Origin of the sequence: Hyphomicrobium sp. CS1BSMeth3 (genome assembly GCF_900117415.1) — a bacterium.
Taxonomy (GTDB): domain Bacteria; phylum Pseudomonadota; class Alphaproteobacteria; order Rhizobiales; family Hyphomicrobiaceae.
This window is the reverse complement of sequence record NZ_FPEI01000006.1, coordinates 92,438-110,739: the sequence shown is the minus strand read 5'-3', so window position 1 is coordinate 110,739 and position 18,302 is coordinate 92,438. Positions and strand designations below refer to the sequence as shown.

General features: G+C 61.3%; 14 protein-coding genes and 1 pseudogene. 8 read left to right on the top strand and 7 right to left on the bottom strand.

Annotated elements, in window-relative coordinates; genetic code table 11:
- Positions 1–275: 275 nt before the first annotated feature.
- The 7 genes from CS1BSM3_RS15625 (at position 276) to CS1BSM3_RS15595 (ending at position 6,314) form a co-directional block, all read left to right on the top strand.
- Positions 276–1,517, top strand: a complete 1,242-nt coding sequence (locus tag CS1BSM3_RS15625; protein ID WP_072388439.1) for an ABC transporter substrate-binding protein — start codon at positions 276–278, stop codon at positions 1,515–1,517.
- Between the two features lie 63 nt (positions 1,518–1,580).
- On the top strand, positions 1,581–2,468 hold the full coding sequence (locus CS1BSM3_RS15620) for a branched-chain amino acid ABC transporter permease (protein ID WP_072388437.1): 888 nt from the start codon (positions 1,581–1,583) through the stop codon (positions 2,466–2,468).
- Entirely contained in the window at positions 2,465–3,457 is a 993-nt protein-coding gene (locus tag CS1BSM3_RS15615; RefSeq protein ID WP_072388435.1) for a branched-chain amino acid ABC transporter permease, read from the top strand. The genes CS1BSM3_RS15620 and CS1BSM3_RS15615 overlap by 4 nt, the downstream gene beginning before the upstream one ends.
- A 2-nt stretch (positions 3,458–3,459) precedes the next feature.
- Positions 3,460–4,173, top strand: a complete 714-nt coding sequence (locus CS1BSM3_RS15610; protein ID WP_072388434.1) for a flavin reductase family protein — start codon at positions 3,460–3,462, stop codon at positions 4,171–4,173.
- Between the two features lie 48 nt (positions 4,174–4,221).
- The gene (locus CS1BSM3_RS15605) at positions 4,222–4,956 is read left to right on the top strand and encodes an ABC transporter ATP-binding protein (protein ID WP_072393802.1); all 735 of its coding nucleotides are present in this window, start codon (positions 4,222–4,224) and stop codon (positions 4,954–4,956) included.
- On the top strand, positions 4,940–5,644 hold the full coding sequence (locus CS1BSM3_RS15600; RefSeq protein WP_072388432.1) for an ABC transporter ATP-binding protein: 705 nt from the start codon (positions 4,940–4,942) through the stop codon (positions 5,642–5,644). The genes CS1BSM3_RS15605 and CS1BSM3_RS15600 overlap by 17 nt, the downstream gene beginning before the upstream one ends.
- Positions 5,645–5,651: 7 nt before the next feature.
- Positions 5,652–6,314, top strand: coding sequence for a TetR/AcrR family transcriptional regulator (locus CS1BSM3_RS15595; protein ID WP_072388430.1), 663 nt, complete (start codon positions 5,652–5,654; stop codon positions 6,312–6,314).
- A 95-nt stretch (positions 6,315–6,409) separates the two neighbouring features.
- Here the strand turns inward: CS1BSM3_RS15595 and CS1BSM3_RS28455 are convergent, their stop codons facing one another.
- The 7 genes and pseudogenes from CS1BSM3_RS28455 to CS1BSM3_RS15560 form a co-directional block, all read right to left on the bottom strand.
- Complete coding sequence (locus CS1BSM3_RS28455; protein WP_244540532.1) at positions 6,410–7,117, bottom strand: multicopper oxidase domain-containing protein; 708 nt, start codon at positions 7,115–7,117, stop codon at positions 6,410–6,412.
- 323 nt (positions 7,118–7,440) lie between these two features.
- Positions 7,441–7,650 (bottom strand): annotated as a pseudogene (locus CS1BSM3_RS28635) (multicopper oxidase domain-containing protein); the annotation flags it as partial.
- Between the two features lie 665 nt (positions 7,651–8,315).
- Positions 8,316–9,923, bottom strand: coding sequence for an ABC transporter substrate-binding protein (locus CS1BSM3_RS15580; RefSeq protein ID WP_072388428.1), 1,608 nt, complete (start codon positions 9,921–9,923; stop codon positions 8,316–8,318).
- A gap of 186 nt (positions 9,924–10,109) precedes the next feature.
- On the bottom strand, positions 10,110–12,308 hold the full coding sequence (locus tag CS1BSM3_RS15575; protein ID WP_072388426.1) for a cytochrome c3 family protein: 2,199 nt from the start codon (positions 12,306–12,308) through the stop codon (positions 10,110–10,112).
- Positions 12,309–12,361: 53 nt separating this feature from the next.
- On the bottom strand, positions 12,362–13,222 hold the full coding sequence (locus CS1BSM3_RS15570) for a hypothetical protein (RefSeq protein ID WP_244540531.1): 861 nt from the start codon (positions 13,220–13,222) through the stop codon (positions 12,362–12,364).
- An 85-nt stretch (positions 13,223–13,307) separates the two neighbouring features.
- A complete protein-coding gene (locus CS1BSM3_RS15565; protein ID WP_083528637.1) occupies positions 13,308–14,306 on the bottom strand; it encodes a cytochrome c family protein in 999 nt (332 codons plus the stop codon).
- Between the two features lie 55 nt (positions 14,307–14,361).
- The gene (locus CS1BSM3_RS15560) at positions 14,362–15,492 is read right to left on the bottom strand and encodes a 2Fe-2S iron-sulfur cluster-binding protein (RefSeq protein WP_072388422.1); all 1,131 of its coding nucleotides are present in this window, start codon (positions 15,490–15,492) and stop codon (positions 14,362–14,364) included.
- Between the two features lie 679 nt (positions 15,493–16,171).
- Between CS1BSM3_RS15560 and CS1BSM3_RS15555 the strand changes: the two genes are divergently transcribed.
- Positions 16,172–18,211 carry a multiheme c-type cytochrome gene (locus CS1BSM3_RS15555; protein ID WP_244540530.1) on the top strand — a complete coding sequence of 680 codons (2,040 nt, stop codon included), beginning with the start codon at positions 16,172–16,174 and terminating at the stop codon, positions 18,209–18,211.
- The last annotated feature ends 91 nt before the right edge of the window (positions 18,212–18,302 follow it).

The following is an 18,302-nucleotide window of genomic DNA, read 5'->3' as shown; positions in this document are numbered from 1 at the left end:
ATCATATGTCTTATTTTTGACCTCTCTGCCGCCTATTCGGTCATCATTTGCCGCAATTGGAGTCGTACGCCGCGCGTCGTTTCCAATGCTCTTGCGCCAAGATGCGAGACGGGGCTGATCGGGATTTCGAAGTTGCGGGGCGGCGCGGTGATACGCCTCCCGCGAGGGGGATCGCGATAGCTCTCAAAGCATCGGCTCATGACCGCGACCGGCGCAGGACTTCACACTGCGCAATGCACATGTCTTGAACCGCTGACTTGGCTGAGGAGAAGGTTATGAGTTTGAAGCCGATGCTGACGAGTAGCTTACTCGGCATTGCCGTTCTCGCAGCGGCACCCGCGACGGCGCAGGAAACGATCAAGGTCGGTACAGTCTTCCCGCTCACGGGACCAACCGCCGTATTCGGGACGCAGAACTTCCAAGGCGTCGTGGTCGCCGCGGAGATGATCAACGATCGCGGCGGCGTGAAGGGCAAGAAGATCGAGCTCGTAAAGGCCGACGCAGCGAGCCCGCAGGCGGCCATCGCCGAGGTCAATCGCCTCATCACGCAGGCAGGCGTCAAAATACTCGTCGGCAGCACCACGACCGCAGTCGCTATGCCCGCGACGCAGGAGGCCGAGCGCGCCGGCGTGTTCTACTGGGAAGGCGCCGCCATTGCCGAGCAGATCACGGAACGCGGCTTCAAATACACCTTCCGCGTGGCTCTTCCCGCGGCCGGCCTCGGTACGCCGGCCATGGACTACACAGTGAAAGTCGTGGCGCCGACGCTGAAGCGCGATCCAAAGGATATTCGCGTCGCGATTGTCGGCGAGGAATCGAGCTTCGGCATTTCGATGGCCGACGTGAACGTCGCCGCGGCGAAGGAAGCGGGTGTGCAGGTGGTGCTGCGCGAGACCTACCCCGCCGGCTCCAAGAACACGGATCTCTCGCCGCTTATTCTGAAGCTACGTGCCGCCAATCCCGATGTGCTCATCGCGACGGCCTTCTTCAACGACGCGGTACTTCTCGGCCGCCAGATGAAGGAGCTGCGCTTCGTCCCGAAGGCTTATATCGGCACGAGCGCCGGACATTCGACCCTGACGCTCGCTGATGCCCTCGGCGACGCGGTCAATGGCACTTTCAGCTCGTCCTATCCGCCCGACGTCAATCCGGGCGGCCTGACCGAGCAGGCGCGCGCGGACCTCACCGAGTTCAAGCGTCGCTATCAGGAGAAGTACAAGGTCGTACCAAGCGTTCAGGAAGTCGTCGGCTTCGTCGCGGGCTGGTCGCTTTTCCGCGATGTGATCGGAACGGCGGAGAGTGCCGAGCCCGACAAGCTGCGCGAGGCCGTCATGAAGCTCGACGTGCCGATCGGCTCCTACATCAATGGCTGGGGCGCGAAGTTCGACGCAAAAGGCCAGAACGTGCGTAGCTTCGCGACGGTCGTTCAGTGGCAGGACAAGAAGATGACGGTCGTCTATCCGCTTGAGCTGGCAACAGCCAAGCCGATCATGCTTCCTGCTCCTGGCTCCAAATAGCTATCCGGCGACGGGGGGAAGGCGTATGCGCGAAGCACGCAGGCGGGATGGGGGAGCTGGCTAGTGCTCGAAACCCTCCTTCAGCTCTTTGTGTCGGGGATACTGGCCGGTGGCATCTACGCGCTCATGAGCGTCGGCTTGACCCTCGTCTTCGGTGTGCTTCGCGTCGTCAATTTTGCCCATGGTGAGTACATGATGCTCGCCATGTACTTCACCTTCTGGCTGTTCACCCAGCTCTCGGTCGACCCCTATGTAGCCATCCTCATCGTGCTGCCGGCAGCCTGGCTGTTCGGCATCGCGACGGAATGGCTCTTGATCCGGCGCACACTAGATGCGCCTCACATCGCGCAGGTGTTCGTTACACTCGCCCTGTCCGTCCTCCTGCAAAATCTCGCTCTTCTCTTCTGGACGGCGGACTTCCGCTCGATCTTCGTGCCGTACGCATCGAGCGTCGTCGAGATCGGACCTGTGCTCGTCACATGGTCGCGCCTCATCAATTTCATCATCGCGATCGTCACGGCTGCGGCCGTCGGCGCCATGCTCAAATACACCTACACCGGCATGGCCATTCGCGCGACCGCACAGGACCGTCGCTCGGCGCGCCTCATGGGCGTGAACGTCGACCGCATCTACAGCATGACCTTTGCACTCGGATCGGCCCTCGTGGCGCTCGCGGGTGTGCTCGTCATGCCCCTCTTCCCCGTCAACCCATTCTCGGGCGGAGAGTTCATCCTGGTTGCCTTCGTGGTCGTCGTTCTCGGCGGCATGGGGAGCCTCCTGGGCGCGGTGGTTGCGGGGCTGGCGATCGGCGTGATCGAGGCCTTCGCAGCCTTCTATCTCGGGAGCGAGGTCAAACAGCTCGTGTACTTCCTGTTCTTTGTGGTCGTGCTCCTCGTGATGCCTGCCGGCTTGTTCGGCAAACGCGGCGCTGAAGTGATGGACGTTACATGACGATATCAACGAGCGCCTCCGCCACCGCCCGCGAGTGGGCCGATCTTTACTGGATCGTGCCAGGCACTGTTGCCTGTCTCGCCTTCATCGCGACGGTGCGTGATCCATTCGCTCTCGACATCCTCGTCACGACACTCCTTTGGGCAGCCGCCGCGTCGGCCTGGAATCTCTCGGGCGGATATGCCGGGCAGCTTTCGATCGGGCACGCCGCCTACTTCGGGATTGGCGCGTACACATCAACCTATCTGCTGCTGATCTACGGCTTGTCGCCCTGGATCGGGATGCTCATCGGTGCGGCCCTCGCGGCTCTCACGGCACTAGGCATCGGTGCCTTGACCGTACGGCTTCGTGGCTCGTTCTTCGTCATGGCCACGCTCGCTTTTGGCGCCATCGCTCACATCGTCGCCGCGATCTGGCGCAGCGTAACGGGAGGCTCGAACGGCCTCTCCATTCCATTCGAGCCGAGCTTCGCGCGGATGGTTTTCGCGGATAAGCAGTCCTTCGCGATCCTGGCGTTGGCGCTTCTGTTGATCGTCGTGGGCACCGTCCTGCTCATCGAGCGGAGCAAGCTCGGGGCGTCACTCGTCGCCTATCGCGAGGACGATGCAGCAGCCCGGGCACTCGGCGTCAGAACACTGCGGGCACGCCTGATTGCCATTATGATCTCGGCGCTATTCACCGCCATATGCGGCACCCTTCACGCGCAATATACGCTCTACATCGATCCCGATAGCGTCACTGGCCTTTCCTTCTCGCTGCAGGTTGCCCTCATCTGCATTGTCGGCGGTGTCGGAACGCTATCAGGGCCTATTCTCGGCGCCGCCTTGATCATTCCGCTGGCGAGCCTGCTGCGCGGCGCGCTCTCCTCGTCGGGCTCGGGCCTTCATCTCGTCGTCTACGCGGTGATGGTGATCATGGTCCTCCTGGCGCTGCCCGAAGGAATAGGCCCATCGCTCATGCGACGCGTTCGCGCGGCACGAGGCAAATAGCCATGCAGGTCTTCGACATTCCCTCCATGGCTCCGGAGGATACGTATCACCTCATGACGTCGCTCGTGGCGCCGCGCCCCATTGGCTGGGTCGCAACCATCGATGCGAGCGGCGTGCCGAACATTGCGCCCTTTGGTTATTTCAGCGTGTGCTCACACAAGCCGCCGGTTCTGCACATCACCGACACCGGCTCCCATTCCGATACGCTGCGGAATATCCGCGCTACGGGCGAGTTCGTATGCCATGTCGTCTCATACGATCACGTGCAGGCCATGAACTTCACGGCAATTCCCTTTCCGCCCGAGGAAAATGAGTTTGAGTGGGCGGGGCTCACGATGGCCCCTGCGCAAAAGGTGCGCGCACCGCACATTGCCGAGGCGCGCGCGCGCATCGAATGTCGCCTGCGCCAGCTTGTCGAGATCGGCGAGGATACGATGGTGCTCGGCGACATCGTGTCCGTGAGCGTGGATCCGGCCGTCATGCGCAATGGCCGCGTCGAGCCCGATCTGCTCCGCCCGGTCGGGCGCTACTCCGGTAACCGCTACGCCGAAGGCACTGGCTTCTATCGACTGCCGCGCGTCGGCTGGGAACAGCTTCAGACTAAGGACGGTCCCCGTAAATTACCGCCCTTCGTGCCTGGACGTTGGCGTGGCGCTGCGAGCGTAAGCGATATGCCGCCCTTCTACGGGCCCAAGGACGTCGACCATGAGAGCTGATTGTGCGCCCTTTCCACCGCTGAATTCATGTGAATGGACGCACGCCAGATGACGATGCTGTCTACCGAGGGGCTGAACAAGAAGTTCGGCGGACTGCACGCTGTCCGCGATGTCTCGTTCTCCGTTTCCGCAGGAGAGATCCTCGGCCTTATTGGACCCAATGGCGCGGGCAAGACGACGGTATTTGGTTTGCTCAGCGGTTTCATTCGCCACGATGCGGGCAAAGTCCGGCTCGGCGGCGAACCGATCGATAGCTGGTCTCCCGAGGCACGGTGCGAAGCCGGGCTGGTTCGGACATTTCAGATCGTCCGCCCCTTCGGCAACATCACTGTCCTCGAGAACGTGGCCATCGGCGCCATGCTGCGCACGACGTCCCGTGCGCAGGCGCGGCGAGACGCCGCCGAAGTACTGGAACGCGTAGGGCTTGCCGACCGCGCACAGGAGATTGCCCGCGGCCTGCCGATCGGCATCCGGAAGCGCCTGGAGGTTGCCAAGGCGCTGGCCACGCGTCCGAAGGTCATGCTGCTCGATGAGATCATGGGCGGACTGATCCCGACTGAGGTCAACGAGATGATGGGGCTCCTGCGGCAGCTCAGAACCGACGGTGCGGCCGTCGTGCTCATCGAGCACAACATGCACGCGGTCATGACGGTGTCCGATCGCGTCGTCGTGCTCAATCACGGGGCGAAGATCGCCGAAGGCACCGCCGAGCAGGTTAGCAAGGATTCCGCAGTTATTTCAGCCTATCTCGGCGAGGACTACGACAGTGCTCAAGATCACTGACCTCTCCGTCCGCTACGATGGCGTACTGGCTCTCGAGGATGTCTCCATCGAGGTGCACCCCGGCGAGATCGTCGCGGTTGTCGGCGCCAACGGAGCAGGAAAGAGCACGCTCCTCGCGGCCATATCCGGGCTCCTGCGCAACGCGACCGGAAGCATCTCCTTTCAAGGCGAGGAGCTTCTGGGCAAAGAGGCCTATGAAATCGTCGGGCGAGGCATCGTTCACGTCCCTGAAGGGCGACGACTGTTTCCCTTTCTGACCGTCGAAGAAAACCTCTGGATGGGCGCCTACCCGGAGCACGCAAGATCGGCGCGGCTCCAGCTCATCGAGGAAATCTATGGGATGCTGCCGCGCCTGGCGGAGCGCAGGACCCAGCTCGCGAATACGCTCTCCGGCGGTGAGCAGCAGATGTGCGCCATTGGGCGTGGATTGATGAGTAAGCCGAATCTCCTCATGCTCGACGAGCCAACCCTCGGCCTCGCCCCGATGCTTGCCTCTGAAGTGCTTCAAATTGCTGATCAAATTCGGCGGCGCGGGACTACGCTCATTCTTGTTGAGCAACAGGTGGGGAAGGCTCTAAAGCTAGCGGACCGCGGCTATGTCTTGGAGCGGGGGCGCATCGTCATGCAAAATACCGGCACTTTGCTGCTCGCAGATGCCGATCTGCGGCGAGCCTATATGGGAATATGAACGAGCGATGGTCGCGCCGAAGACAACAACAAGTCTTCTCAAGGAAGAAAGGAAAGCTCGCAGGATCAGGAAGCGGAAGGCCGAGATCGTCAGCGCGGCCAAGAGCGTGTTCCTGACGGAAGAGTACAAAGACGTCACGATGGAGCGCCTTGCGCGTGCTGCCGACATTTCGAAGGCCACGCTCTATCTCTATTTCAAGACAAAATCGGACATCTACCACGACCTGCTCGTGTCGGACCTGCAGTTGCTCATAGACGACATCGTCGGCGCTGAGGATGAGGCGCTTTCCGCGCCGCAGGTGCTGATGGCGAAAGCGTGGAAGTACGCTGATTTCTTTCAGAGCCACACCGAGTACTTCTCGCGCCTGTCCTTCTACTATTACCCCGGCCGCGCCGAGCGGCTCGCCGAGGACGTCGCACGCGAGATCGAGCGGCTTATCGTGGTCGCGTTGCGCTCCATCGAGGCGACGATTGCCCGCGGCACTGCGGCCGGCGAACTCCGTTCCCTGAATCCCTGGGCGACAGCAGTCGCGTTGTGGGCCCTTTGGGAGGGCGCCGCTCAAGCTGCAGCAACTGGCCGAACCGTCCGGTTTGATCTCGAGCTGAGGAAGATCGTCGAGGCGGGTATGTCTGCGATGATCAAGGGCATTCGAAAGACAAATCGAATATAGGTGGCTCCTAGCGAGTCGTTCGATGGCCGACTGCCGGAGATGCCCAGTGCAGGGCGGGTGTGGAGCCGAGCCAAGGTGGGCGTCACGCGGATCGTTCACGCATAGTGGAACATCGCCATGAAGCCGAAGTCCATGTGCAGTTGCTGATGGCAATGGAAGAGCGTCGGCCCAGGATTGTCGGCAACGACGTCGAATTCGACTTCCTGGAAGCCGCCAACCATCACGACGTCCTTCATGACGCCGGACGTCCGCTTCCCACCGACGCGCACTAATTCAAAGCTGTGCCGGTGCAAATGGAGGGGGTGGATGTCGTCGCTGGCATTGCGGAATTTGAGCCGATAGCGCCGCCCCTCACTCAACATGAAGCTGGGCTCCATCGTCTTCATTGAGAACGCCTGGCCGTTCAAAAGCCAGCGGTTGAAGCCGTTGATCGCGCCGTTTTGCTTTTGGATCGTGAACTCCAGAACCTCATCCGGCTCGCCGATCTGTCCGTCATCTTTTCCAAAAATGACGTAGTCCCACTGATAAGCCTCAGGCTTGATCCACCGTGGCTCACCGGTCGCGCCCGCGTATTCTACTACGATCCCCATACCGCGCTTGCGATCATCATCCGCCAGATCACCCATCACCCAGACGCCCGGATAGTTCATCTCGACAATTGCCGAGATGCGTTCGGCTGTGCCGAGCCAGAGCAAAGGCACTTCAGCCTGCGTCGGCACGGGATTGCCGTCGAGCGCGATGATCTTGAATGCATGGCCCGGGAGAGCAAGACTGCGGATTTCACCGGCGCTCGCATTAAGCACATGGAAGAGGACACGCTCGCCTGCTTCACGCGGATCGGATCGCCGTGCCCCAGCATCTTGCCGTTGATACCGAAAAGCTCGTAGCCAACCTCGTAACCTTTAGGCCCACTGAACTGCTTCTCATCCTTTTCGGCGATCTCCCTGAGATCATTCAGCGCCTCCCTCGCGAGTGCGTCCATGGCCATATCGCCACCACGACTGAAAGATGGCTGGAACTCCTTCAGGACCAGAACAACCTCGCGGTCATAGGCGCCGGGATTGCTCGAGGGCTCGACGTAGAGTGGGCCGACTTGTCCTGAATATGTGCCTCGATCGAGATCGTCGCCGGCTGCGACGTGGGTGTGATAGAAGCGGAAGCCTGACGGCTTTGGCACGAACGAGACGCGGCGCACGCTATGCGGCGCGACATAGGGTGTTCCTTCTTCGGCGACGCCATCGACATCGCTCGGGATCATCAACCCGTGCCAATGCACGAGTTCAGGGGTGTCGGTGTCGTTGTGGATGTCGACGGTTACGCGCTCCCCCTCCTTCATGCGCAGGAGCGGTCCTGGAAACTGTCCGTTGTAGAGGATTGTCGACACGATATGGTCCGGTGCCAGCTCGACCAACCCGGTGCCGATCTTCAGCGTAAGATCCGCGACAACACGAGACCCAGCAGCAGAAAGCCTCGGCGGCATCATTCCGACGCAAGCGCTGGCGCCCATTGCCTTCAACAGAGTTCGCCGATCCATTATCGCTACTCCTCTTCGAAGAGCTCGCTGAAGAGCTCCCGCACTTTGGTCTTGGCCGCAGTAAGCGCGGCCGACCCGGAGCTCTTTCGCGATCGACACGACGTATTTTGCCGTCGACGTTCTCTTGCGCTGGCGACACGAGGCCCTTCTGTTCGAGAGCACGCAGGATCGGGCGCGATGTGCCGACACTAAGCTCGCAGCGATGCGGACGTTGCTCTTCGATCATGGCGAGCCCACAGACGGGCTCTTTCAGGGCATGACGCAACACATGCGCACGTACGAGACCCGAGCACAGCTCTTGGTCCCTGCGCCCTTCCAGCCGCGAGCGCTCCAGCTACCGCTCCGCGCTATCGACGACCGATCTCACGACCAGAGTTAGGCGATGTCAAGCGCGCCTCGGCTCTTGCCTAGAATTTGCATCGCCGGCCGGCCGAGGGGCGCCACTACTCGCGCCCCTTCGGCCACGCTCACTTTTCGAACCAAACCTGATCGAAGCGCCAGTTGTTGTAAATGCTGTTCTCACCCAGCACGAAGCCTTTGACGTGAGGCTGCCAGCAGGTCCCGGAGCGGTTGTGATAGAGGATCGGCCGCGCCACTTCTTCCGTCAGAATGCGCTCAATCTCCCAGACGATCTTCTTGCGCTTCTCGACGTCGGCTTCCTGCGACTGCTCGTCGAGCAGCTTCTCGACGTGAGGCGTGCAATAGCCCGTGTAGTTCGCCTCGGACTTGCAGGAGTACGCGCCCTTCAGCACGGCGTCCGGATCGTCGATGCCAACACCGGACGTGTTCATGCCGACAGCATAGTTCTTCTTGGTCAGGCGGCTGTGCCAGATGGAGGACTCGACCAGCTCCATCGAGGCATCGAAGTAAATCTTGTTGAGCTGGTCGACGAGGATGACGGCGGGATCCTTGTAGGTGGCGAAATCGCGCGTCGCTACCTTCACCGGCAGACGGTTGTTCGGACCGTAGCCCAGGCTCTCCATGATCTTGCGCGCCTCGGCTTGTTGCTGAGCGACGTCGCCATAGCCCAGCAATTTCGAGCGCATCTCCACCGGCATGCCCCACTGCCCCTCGGGGCCAGGCATCATATTGGTCGCAATGGAGGACTTACCGCCGGAAATGATATCGATGTACGCTTGACGATCGAGCGCAAGCGCCATCGCGCGCCGGATTTCCGGCTTGTCGAACGGCGGCTGCTCGACATTGACCAGAAGGTTGATCGGCACATTCGTCGGCGCCAGCTTGCACACGGCATCCGGCTTCTGCGTGGTAACGTCCCTCATCAGCGGCACCGTGACATCGGCAACGAACGTCATATCGAATTCGCCGGCGACAAAGGCCAGAATTCGCGTCGACCGGCTATTGACGATCTTCCATTCGATCCCGTCGAGGTACGGCTTGCCCTGGTCCCAGTAAGTTGGATTTTTCGCGAGCTTGATCGACTCGTTGCTCTTGAACTCGACGAATTTGAACGGCCCGGTGCCGACCGGCTTTGTGCGCATGTCGCGCGCCGAGACGTGACATGGATAGACTGGCGCCAGACCCGATGCGAGCAGGGCCACAAACGAGGGCTGCTTCTTCGTCAACTGAAAGGTCGCCGTCAGGTCGTCCTCGACCACGACCTCTTTCAAGTTCTCGTACCAGATTTTGCGCGGGCTGCGCCGAAAGGCGCTCTCGGGATCGAGTCCGCTTGCCCGATGGTAGGTGCAGCGCACGTCGTTCGCCGTAAACGGCTTTCCGTCGTGGAAAGTGACGCCGCTGCGGAGCTTGAAAGTGAGCTTCGTCCCCGTCTCGTCCCATGCCCAGCTCGTTGCCAGCTCGGGTACGATCGTGTCGAAGCTGTTCAGCGGCTTCATGGGATCGAAGCGCACGAGGTTGTTGAAGACCGCCATGAACGGCATATTCGTGGCGATGGTCGATTCCTCGTGGATCGAGGCACTTGGCGGCTGAGTGGTATTGTAGATCCGCAGCGTGCCGCCTTGTTTCTGCGCTGCTGCGGTGCCCGCACCCATAGCCATTAACCCGCCGAGTACGGCAGCGAGCCAGCGCGATTTTGCCGTCCGATGATGCCTCATGCGTTCCTCCTGTGAGCAGTCTTTTTGGGAAGACTATCCCTAAAGGCCTCCACTCGGAAACCCTTATCCATGCACCCGCCAGGTTCACGCGCCCTCGCTGCCGGACGAAATGCGCGCTGCCGTTTTGTCGACGAGCGCGCGAACGTTTCGAGCTGCTTTGGATGATTGCGCGCTTTGGACGAAGCGCTATTCCGTTGGCAGCTTCGTGTTCGTGGTCGGCGTGGTGACGCCATTCACATGATATTTGTGGCACGTCACGCAGTCTTGGCGCGCCGCGCCGCTGGCGTGACAGGTCTGGCAGGTCTCCTTCTTCACCGCACCGAAATTGGACGCGAAGCTGTGCGGATTACCCTGCTCATAGCTCTTCAGATAGGAGCGGCCCTTCTCGAGGCTATGGCAGGTCAGACAACCCTGCTCTCCCACGACGCCGAAATGCGGCTCGTGAATGAACCGCGTGAAGCGTGCCTTCTTGTTCTCGACAGAAGGTCGGGAGAAATTGACGAGCCGCCCCTTGGACCGGATATCGTCGACGCTGTGGCATTTCGTGCATGAGCCCTGGGCCTCCTTGCCCGATAGGGCATTGAAAACCGCCGCTGCGGGACTCTTTGCCCCCTTCGGTGCTTGGGGACCGGTCAGAAAGAGCCAGGAATAGATGAATTTGTCCTTGTGCCCCGCCGGACGATAAAAGATCGCGTAGTCCTGCCTGTACCAGCCGCCATACTCGGCCCAGCTCTCCGGGTCCACCTTGCTTTCGATGCCGATCACGGGCGCGACCTTCGTTGCAGGCGTGGCCTGCGTGGCATCCGAGACCGCCGACGCGCCGGCCGGCGGATCGGAGACCGCCTTGGAGGGAGCATTCGCAGGGGCTCCCTTGGGCTGGCCGGCTTTCAGAGCATCTCTCACAGGCGCTGCCATGGCGCGAAGCTCTTCCTCCGTCGGATGGAGCAGATCGTCGGTCTGGTCTCCCGCCTTTGGATGGGGCGGTTCGCTGGCGGAAGGTGTTTCGTTGCCGCCATCGGGTTTGGCGACGGCTGGGCCCGCCGCACTCCTGGATCGCGCCTGCCGCTCTGCCTGAGCGAACCGCGCGGGCTCGGGTATGGTGGCCGTGTCGCTGTCGACAGTCGCTGTCGATTCCTTGGTCGTTGTGATCCAGCCGCCTTGCTTCGGCGCCTTCGCTTCTTTGTGATTGGCCATTTCCGTGCCGAGATTGGGCAGCCACTGCTGCTGGGCACTGACAACCACATCGCGCGGCAGGTGTGCTGTCAGATCAGCGATAAGGCTCGCGCTCAGCTTCGCTCCGCCACCGATGCCGAGATCGCCGAGGACGTCGGAAGCCCTTCCCGTGATCAGCGCATAGAACACACCCTTGATCTCCCAGACCAGGTTTGTCACGGCTCTGATCTGGCTGTCGCTTGCCTTGGCTAGCTCCATCAGATTTAGACTGTCCACGGTCTTGATCAGCGCGCGCCCGCGTTCGGTCCGGCTGATCATCACCTTCATGAACGGCGTGAGGTCGGCTTCGGACGCCTCGGGCCACTCGCCGATCGAGGCGTTCTTCTTCTTCAACGTCTGCAGGTCGAGTCCCGGCAGGGACAAGAATGCGACGCCCTTCGGGCCACTGGCCCGGTCCTTGCCGGTGATCTGGTCGAGATGGCAGCCGCTACATGTCTGCTCGAACGGCGCTACGGTCATGATGCGCTTGTCGGCGCGGCTGTTGTGACACGTCGAGCAAGTGTCGGGAATGCGCTTCGTCGCATCCTTCTTGGATATTTCCGGGAAATGCTTCCCGACGTGCCCCTCGTGATCATAGACGATCTGAGTGCGCTTCTTGAATGGATAGCGCTCGAACTTCGGATGATCGCCGTCGAAGCTGTCGAACTTCACGACGTGGCAGGAACGGCATCGTTCATTGGAGACTTCGCTCAGGTTGAAGTTTGCGCCCTTGTGCTCCTGATGACAGGTCGCGCAGCTCAGACCACGTTCTCCTGCGCCATGCGTCGGGAAGGCGGCGCCCTGTACACGGGCCGACAGCGGCGCGGGCGTCGTTGCGGCGATCTTGGCTAGTCTCTCGGTGCTCTGTTTCAGGATGTCTCCCGAGACACCATGCGCGTTGAAGGCCGTATTGGGCATCTGGTGGCACGTGAGGCAGGCTTTGCTGTCTGCAAGGCGATCACCAGGAGCGAGGCCGTGCATCCAGGTCAGATTGCCGCTGCCGCTCTTGGTGTGGCAGCTACTGCAGTTCTTGATTGCGCCGTGAGCACTCGCCAGCGGGCCCGGCATCAGGAACTTCGTATCCTTCGCAAGAATAAAGGCGGCGCCCAGGCCGACGATGGTGGCGAGCGCCAGAAACACCGCCAGACGGTCGCGCAAGGCGTTCGCGACCATCTGTCTCTCGGCTCTCGGTGGCCGGACCGATCGGCTCCATAGTCGACGCCACATCACCAGAACCCCGATGAGAAGGCGTAGACGACGAGAACATGCAGCACCGTCATCACGACCAGCGCATAGGTGAGGGGCACGTGCACGAACAGCCAAGCCTTCGAGAGCCCGAGATGGACCCGCGCGAAATCAAGCCGGTCCTTCTCCGCAACGAGCTTCCTAATGGCCGCAAGCTTCTCCTGCCCCTGCTCGTCCACATAGCGTGACAGGTTGTCGATCTCATCGGTCAAACGCTTGAGCGGGCGCTTCGAGGCGATGAGATGGGCTGCCGTGCCTCGCGGGCCCTTGAAGAAGTCTCGGAGCTGGGTGGTGTAGAGATCCACGATCCAGGCGTCGTGAGGCAGCTCCGGCAAGGCAAACAGAGTGGGCGCCGGATCACCATCGACGACGAGAGCGTGGACCTCTTGCGCCATCTCGGCGCGGCGCGTGGGGATCCGATCATAGCTGAGGCGCTCGTCGACCCCGTGCCTGGTCCGCAGCGACCAGGAGAGATAGGTGCCGAGAATTCCGCTCAGCGTCACCAGCACGAAGCCCGTCCAAAGCGCCCACTCGAATGCTGTGTCGGGCAGAGAGAAATCCGAGTGCGAGACGAATACGGCGATCAGCACGTAGCCGAGAAAGATATGAAACCTCCGCCAGCGTCTGGCGGATTTCGGCGACAGACTGTTCCTCTTTATGGCGATGTGGAAGTAGATCTGCAGGCCCATGCCGACGGCCAGCAACCAGCCGTCGAGATAGCGCGGATCGCGCAGCGCGTGGCCATAGATCCAGACGAGCCAAAACAGGGCGCCCGAAATTGTCGCGAGCAGGAAGACCTGGAGCGCCCGTATGGCGACCAAGCCGTCAGACGCGCGCCGCACCGCCAATCTCATACCAAGAGACCCATCGCGATGGTTCTTTCCCCATCAAGCTGCTTAGGACGCTGCTATTCCCGGCCAGCCGCAATCAATTGGATGCGCCGCCTTCTCTGACCTTGCCCTTGAACTTGTCCGTTCCGGGGATCAGACCGTCGAGCCCGGCCATTGTGCTGCCGTCGTACTTCTCGCTGATGCTCGCAAGCGTCTTGGAGACGCCGTCGGCCGCAGCCGCCAGCAAGCGTTCATTGTTGAGCTTCAGCCCGGCCGCGTGCCCGTACTCGATCAGCTTTGCGATTTCGGGAACGTTCGGCACTGCTTTTGCCGCAACGGCAAGCTGCTTGCGCGCTCTGTCGGCGCGTCTCGCCATCGCGAACGCGTATGTCCTTCTGACAGTCGACTTTCCGACTGCGCGCAGGGCCGTCTCGAGCTCGACGCCGAGGCCGATGAGATAGAGCATTCGCTTGCGTGCCGCATTGGCCGGCACATTTTGTTTGCCCTTGGAATGCCAGGTGTTGTGCCGCACCTCACCCTGAGACCAGGACACCATCTCGAACGCGCTGCCGGCTGAATGACCGCCCTTGTTCACCAGATCCTCCTGCGGCACGACATGGCAGCCGTAGCAGTTCTTCGTCAGCCGATAGATCGAGGAAGGCCTGATCATTCCTTTGGAGTCGGCAAGCTTTAAGCGCGCCTCCTTCTCGGCCTTGGTTTCGGTCTTCTCGGTCTTGCCGCTGAACTGGCTGTGAACTCTGATCCAATCATCGCCGGCGCTGTGGCAGGACTCGCAGGAGATGCCGGCGATCGGCTGCTTCTTGTTGTCCTTCTGCTGCACCGTGTAGTGGCAGCCGAGGCATATGCCTTCGGACCTGATACGCGACACACCCATCCTTTCCGCGATCTCGTTCGCCTCCTTCTTGCGCGGCATGTCGCGAAAGGTCTTGAAGTGGTGCGAGCCCTGCCAGGCCTCCGACTCCTGCTTGTGACATTCGGCGCAGGCGTTCGGGCCGACAATCTTGCTCGCATCGGACGCACCTGTACCGCCCGCGGCAAAGCCGAGCGTCGCGAGCAAAGCGATGATGCAAAGCACGGAGGAGCGGAGAAGGGCATTGTGCCCGAACCCGATCAGCCGAAGACAAAATACCCTAAGAACGAAAATGACTTCTCACCCTTGCTTCAGCCATCCCATACATCTGCATTGATGGTTCCCGCCGGCTGCGGGTGCGATTGCGCGCAAGCAGCCCCACTTGCCGGATGCTCGACTGAGCGAGCCAGTCGATGGCGCGGATCAGAGCACTTTCCTCGACGGTGTCGTCGGTCGTCGGGAGGAAGGGGTCCGCGTAGCAAACGGCGCCGCTACGGGTCGCGATCGATTTGATCGCATCGACCATTCCCGGCGCACCGCAGGCATAGAGCACATCTGTCGGCAGCAGGCGTGGCAGATAGTCGGTCGGCCGGCCCAAATTCACCTCAGGCATACTCTGCTGCGGTGTGCTGCAAACCGGGACGACAAGGACGTTGGGAAAGCGCGCCAGTCGCGCGAGAGCCGGCATCATATAGAGAGACTCGATGGCGCGGCCGCCAACGATGATCATCATCATGCGGTCCGGGCTCTCACGCAGTGCTGCGGCAGCGATCGACCAGATCGGCGCAAAGCCGGTGCTGGTCGCGACCAGAACGAGCCGGCTATCCAGATTGGGCCGGAAATGCGCCGAGCCATAAGGGCCGGTCAACTTCACCCGATGGCCCGGCTTGATACGCCTGCCGAGCGATGGCGTGACACGCCCGCCCTTCATGCGCCGGACATGAAACCAAATCGAGTGGCCGTCGGGATCGCCGTGCAAGGGATGGGTGATGCTGAAGGGCCGGCTCGGATAGCCATTGAAGTGCACCTGCGCATACTGCCCCGCATGATAGGGAAGCGCGCGCTCTGTTCGGATGCCGACTTCCACGACCTCGCGAGACAAGGGGCGCAAAGAAGTCAGCACGCCGTCGACGCTGCGAACGCCCGACGGCTCAGTCTTCTCTATGACCGCGTCGCCAACGATCCGGCACTGGCAGGCATGGACGATACCCGGCTCGGCACCTTCGCCGCCTTGCACCTTGCCTGAGACAAGCAGCACGCAGCAGGCGCCGCAGTGACCGGCGCGGCAGTCATAGGGCAGCTCGATGCCATTGCCGAGAGCTGCATCCAGGAGCAACTCGCCGCGGCTGGCCTTAAAGCTCTCGCCGTCGATCGTGATCTCGTGGCTTGTCGCGGCTGCACGATCCCGCAAGCCGTCGAGTTCGTGGTTTATGTCTATCGAAGGCGACGCGCTATCGCTGCGCCCCCCTGGATGCTCCGCAAGCCTGGTGTGCTGGATCTTAAACACGCAACCTCATCGTTTCACAATGGAAACACCGATATTTGGCGCGGCTGGCGCCTCACCGCACTTTGTTGAGATTGGCCGCTGCGTGCGGGCGCAATGCAATAATCCCAATGACAAAGCGCGGCATTTCCCGAGCGCTGATATTTGCCGTAGGCTCGATCGCACATCGATTGCATATAATAACCACCCTCCCATCTTGGTCAGAACATGACCATTTGGTGATTGCGGCCAGGCAAGCAATTGACGCTTTTCGGGCGAAAGCAGATGGCCTCCGTGCTCAATCATGAGCGCGCGCAGGGCATCGTGGAAATGCATTTTTGCCTTCAAATGACTATTTCAGGATTATTACACGCGCGCTTCACAAAGGCCCGCGGCGAGCATTAATTCGCGAGTTATTGCCTCGCTTCGCCATGATTTTGCTTCTTGTCCGACCCCCTATCGCCAATTTCCAACTCTAGCCTTTTTTAATCATCGGTTCAGCAATCGCACAGCGCGGCCGAGCGCCGTTTTGTGCGGAGTTCTGAAAATTGGGATGTTGCCTGATTTCTGTGGGGGAAAGAGGGTTAGGTCGACGGGGAATAGTGTAATGCGTAACGCGATAACGCCCCTCGGCGTTTCGATACTTTACTGCGCTTTTGCGGGTCTCATCCTCGGCAGCACGGCATTCATCAGCCAAGGGGCTGCCGCAGAGTCTGGCGCGGGTGAGCCGACCTCTACCTCACACAAAGAGCAGAGCATCAGGCTGGCTCAGGCCGCGCAGGCCAACCCGAACGCGGTGCTCGAAGCTCTGATCAAGGCGGACGAGGAGAAGAGAGCCAAGGCCAAAGGCGCCACCGGAAAAGCCAGCGCGGCGAGCGCCAAGCCCGATGCATCCGGCGGCGATCAGAAGGTTTCCGCCGCCGCGGGGTCGCACGGCAAAGGGCAGATGTCCATCTTCGGAGCCATCGCAAAGGGCTCGAAGAGCAAGGACGCCCCCATTCCAGCGGTCGACGAGGAGACCCTCTCTCTCTACCCGACGGCTGCGCAATGCGGCGAGTGTCACAAGGAGATCTACGAGGAGTGGGCGTCGTCGCAGCACGCCTATTCTTCAATCTCGCCGATGTTCCATGCCTTCGAGCAGAAGTTTCAAAAACTGACTCAGGGCACGGTCGGCACCTTCTGTGTGCGCTGTCACGCGCAGGTCGGCACGCAGCTCGGCGAGAAGCGCGAGGCACCGCTTTGGGAGCGCGCCGCGATCTCACGCGAGGGCGTGAGCTGCATTACCTGCCACCGGGTCGCCGAGCAGTACGGCAAGGTCGATGGCGAGCGACGCGTCGAGCCGGGCAAGATCTTCGACCCGATCTACGGCACTGGCGAAAAGAGCGTCATCAAGGACATCCTCGCCGACAAGGAAACCTACTCCGTCAAAACCGGCAAGGACGGGCGCGGCACGAGCATTCACAACGGCATGATGACGAACCCGCAGCTTTCCAAGTCGGAGTTCTGCGTCAGTTGCCATCAGGTCGCGGTCAACCTCGGCATCAAGCTCGAGATCGTTTGGGATCAGTATCGCGACAGCCCGGCAAAAAGGGACGGCGTCACTTGCCAGGACTGCCACATGGGCAAGGTGCCCGGAAAGCCTGAGGGCTATGCGACCGCTCCCTCCGCGGTGATCGGCGGCAAGCAGATCAACCCGGGACGCAAGCACTCCAACCACCGTTTCATCGGCCCGGGCTATTCGATCGCCCACCCCGGCATATTCCCACACAACGTGAAGGCGAAGACCTTCTCCATGGAGGAGTGGCTGCAGTTCGACTGGCGCGCAGGCTGGGGCACGACCGAGTTCGAGGACAAGATCGCCTCCGGCAAGATCAAGATCGCCTTCCCCAAACGTTGGAGCGACGCGCTCGACCGCGAAGATGCCCGCCAGATCATTGAGGAGAATATCCGAAGCCTCGACAAGCGCGACGAGGTCCGGCGGCAGCTCATGGAGAATGGTACCGAAGTCGGCGGCCCTTACATCGATGGCGAGCCGAGGGTCGGTAGAGACATGGCGTTCTCGTACAGGATCAAGAACCTCAACTCGGGCCACAACTTGCCATCCGGCTCGCTCGGCGCACAGCCGCAGATCTGGGTGAACGTCGCCCTCGTCGATCCAGACGGCAGGAACGTCTGGGAGTCGGGCTACGTGGACAGCAATGGCGACGTTGCCGATCTGCACAGCCTCGATGTCGCCGCCGGCCGCATCAAGGCCGACCAGCAGCTCGTGAATTTCCAGACCAAGTTCCTGACCACCAACGTCAAGGGCACGGATCGGGAGATGTACTTGCCGGTCAACTTCGACGTCGACCCGCTGCCGCATCTGCGCCCGCCACAGATCCCGACCAAGGTTCTCAATCATCCGCCGCTGGTGCGCCTGGAAAATCACTCGCTGCCGCCGCTCGGTGAGAGGCTCGCGAAATACCGGGTGCCAGGGAACCTCATCACGAAGGCAGGCAAATACCGCCTCGCCTTCCGCCTGAGAAGCCGTGCTGAGCCGATCTACTTCATGCGCTTTGTCGGTGCCACCAAGGAGATGGAGCGGCGCATGAACGAGCGGATGCTGAGCTTCAAGACCTCCACGGTGCCGCTCGAAGTGAAGCGCTAGCGCCGAGATGCCGAGGGAGCTGGATCGGGAACCGCGAGGGACAGCAGAAGCGGATCCCACCCCTTCCCGCAGATCAGAACACGACATGGGA

Excerpts from the sequence above, each read along its gene's own strand:
- CS1BSM3_RS15625 (WP_072388439.1), top strand. The coding sequence starts at position 276 with ATGAGTTTGAAGCCGATGCTGACGAGTAGCTTACTCGGCATTGCCGTT.
- CS1BSM3_RS15615 (WP_072388435.1), top strand. The coding sequence starts at position 2,465 with ATGACGATATCAACGAGCGCCTCCGCCACCGCCCGCGAGTGGGCCGAT.
- CS1BSM3_RS15610 (WP_072388434.1), top strand. The coding sequence starts at position 3,460 with ATGCAGGTCTTCGACATTCCCTCCATGGCTCCGGAGGATACGTATCAC.
- CS1BSM3_RS15605 (WP_072393802.1), top strand. The coding sequence starts at position 4,222 with ATGACGATGCTGTCTACCGAGGGGCTGAACAAGAAGTTCGGCGGACTG.
- CS1BSM3_RS15595 (WP_072388430.1), top strand. The coding sequence starts at position 5,652 with ATGGTCGCGCCGAAGACAACAACAAGTCTTCTCAAGGAAGAAAGGAAA.
- CS1BSM3_RS15580 (WP_072388428.1), bottom strand. The coding sequence starts at position 9,923 with ATGAGGCATCATCGGACGGCAAAATCGCGCTGGCTCGCTGCCGTACTC.
- CS1BSM3_RS15575 (WP_072388426.1), bottom strand. The coding sequence starts at position 12,308 with ATGGTCGCGAACGCCTTGCGCGACCGTCTGGCGGTGTTTCTGGCGCTC.
- CS1BSM3_RS15555 (WP_244540530.1), top strand. The coding sequence starts at position 16,172 with ATGCGTAACGCGATAACGCCCCTCGGCGTTTCGATACTTTACTGCGCT.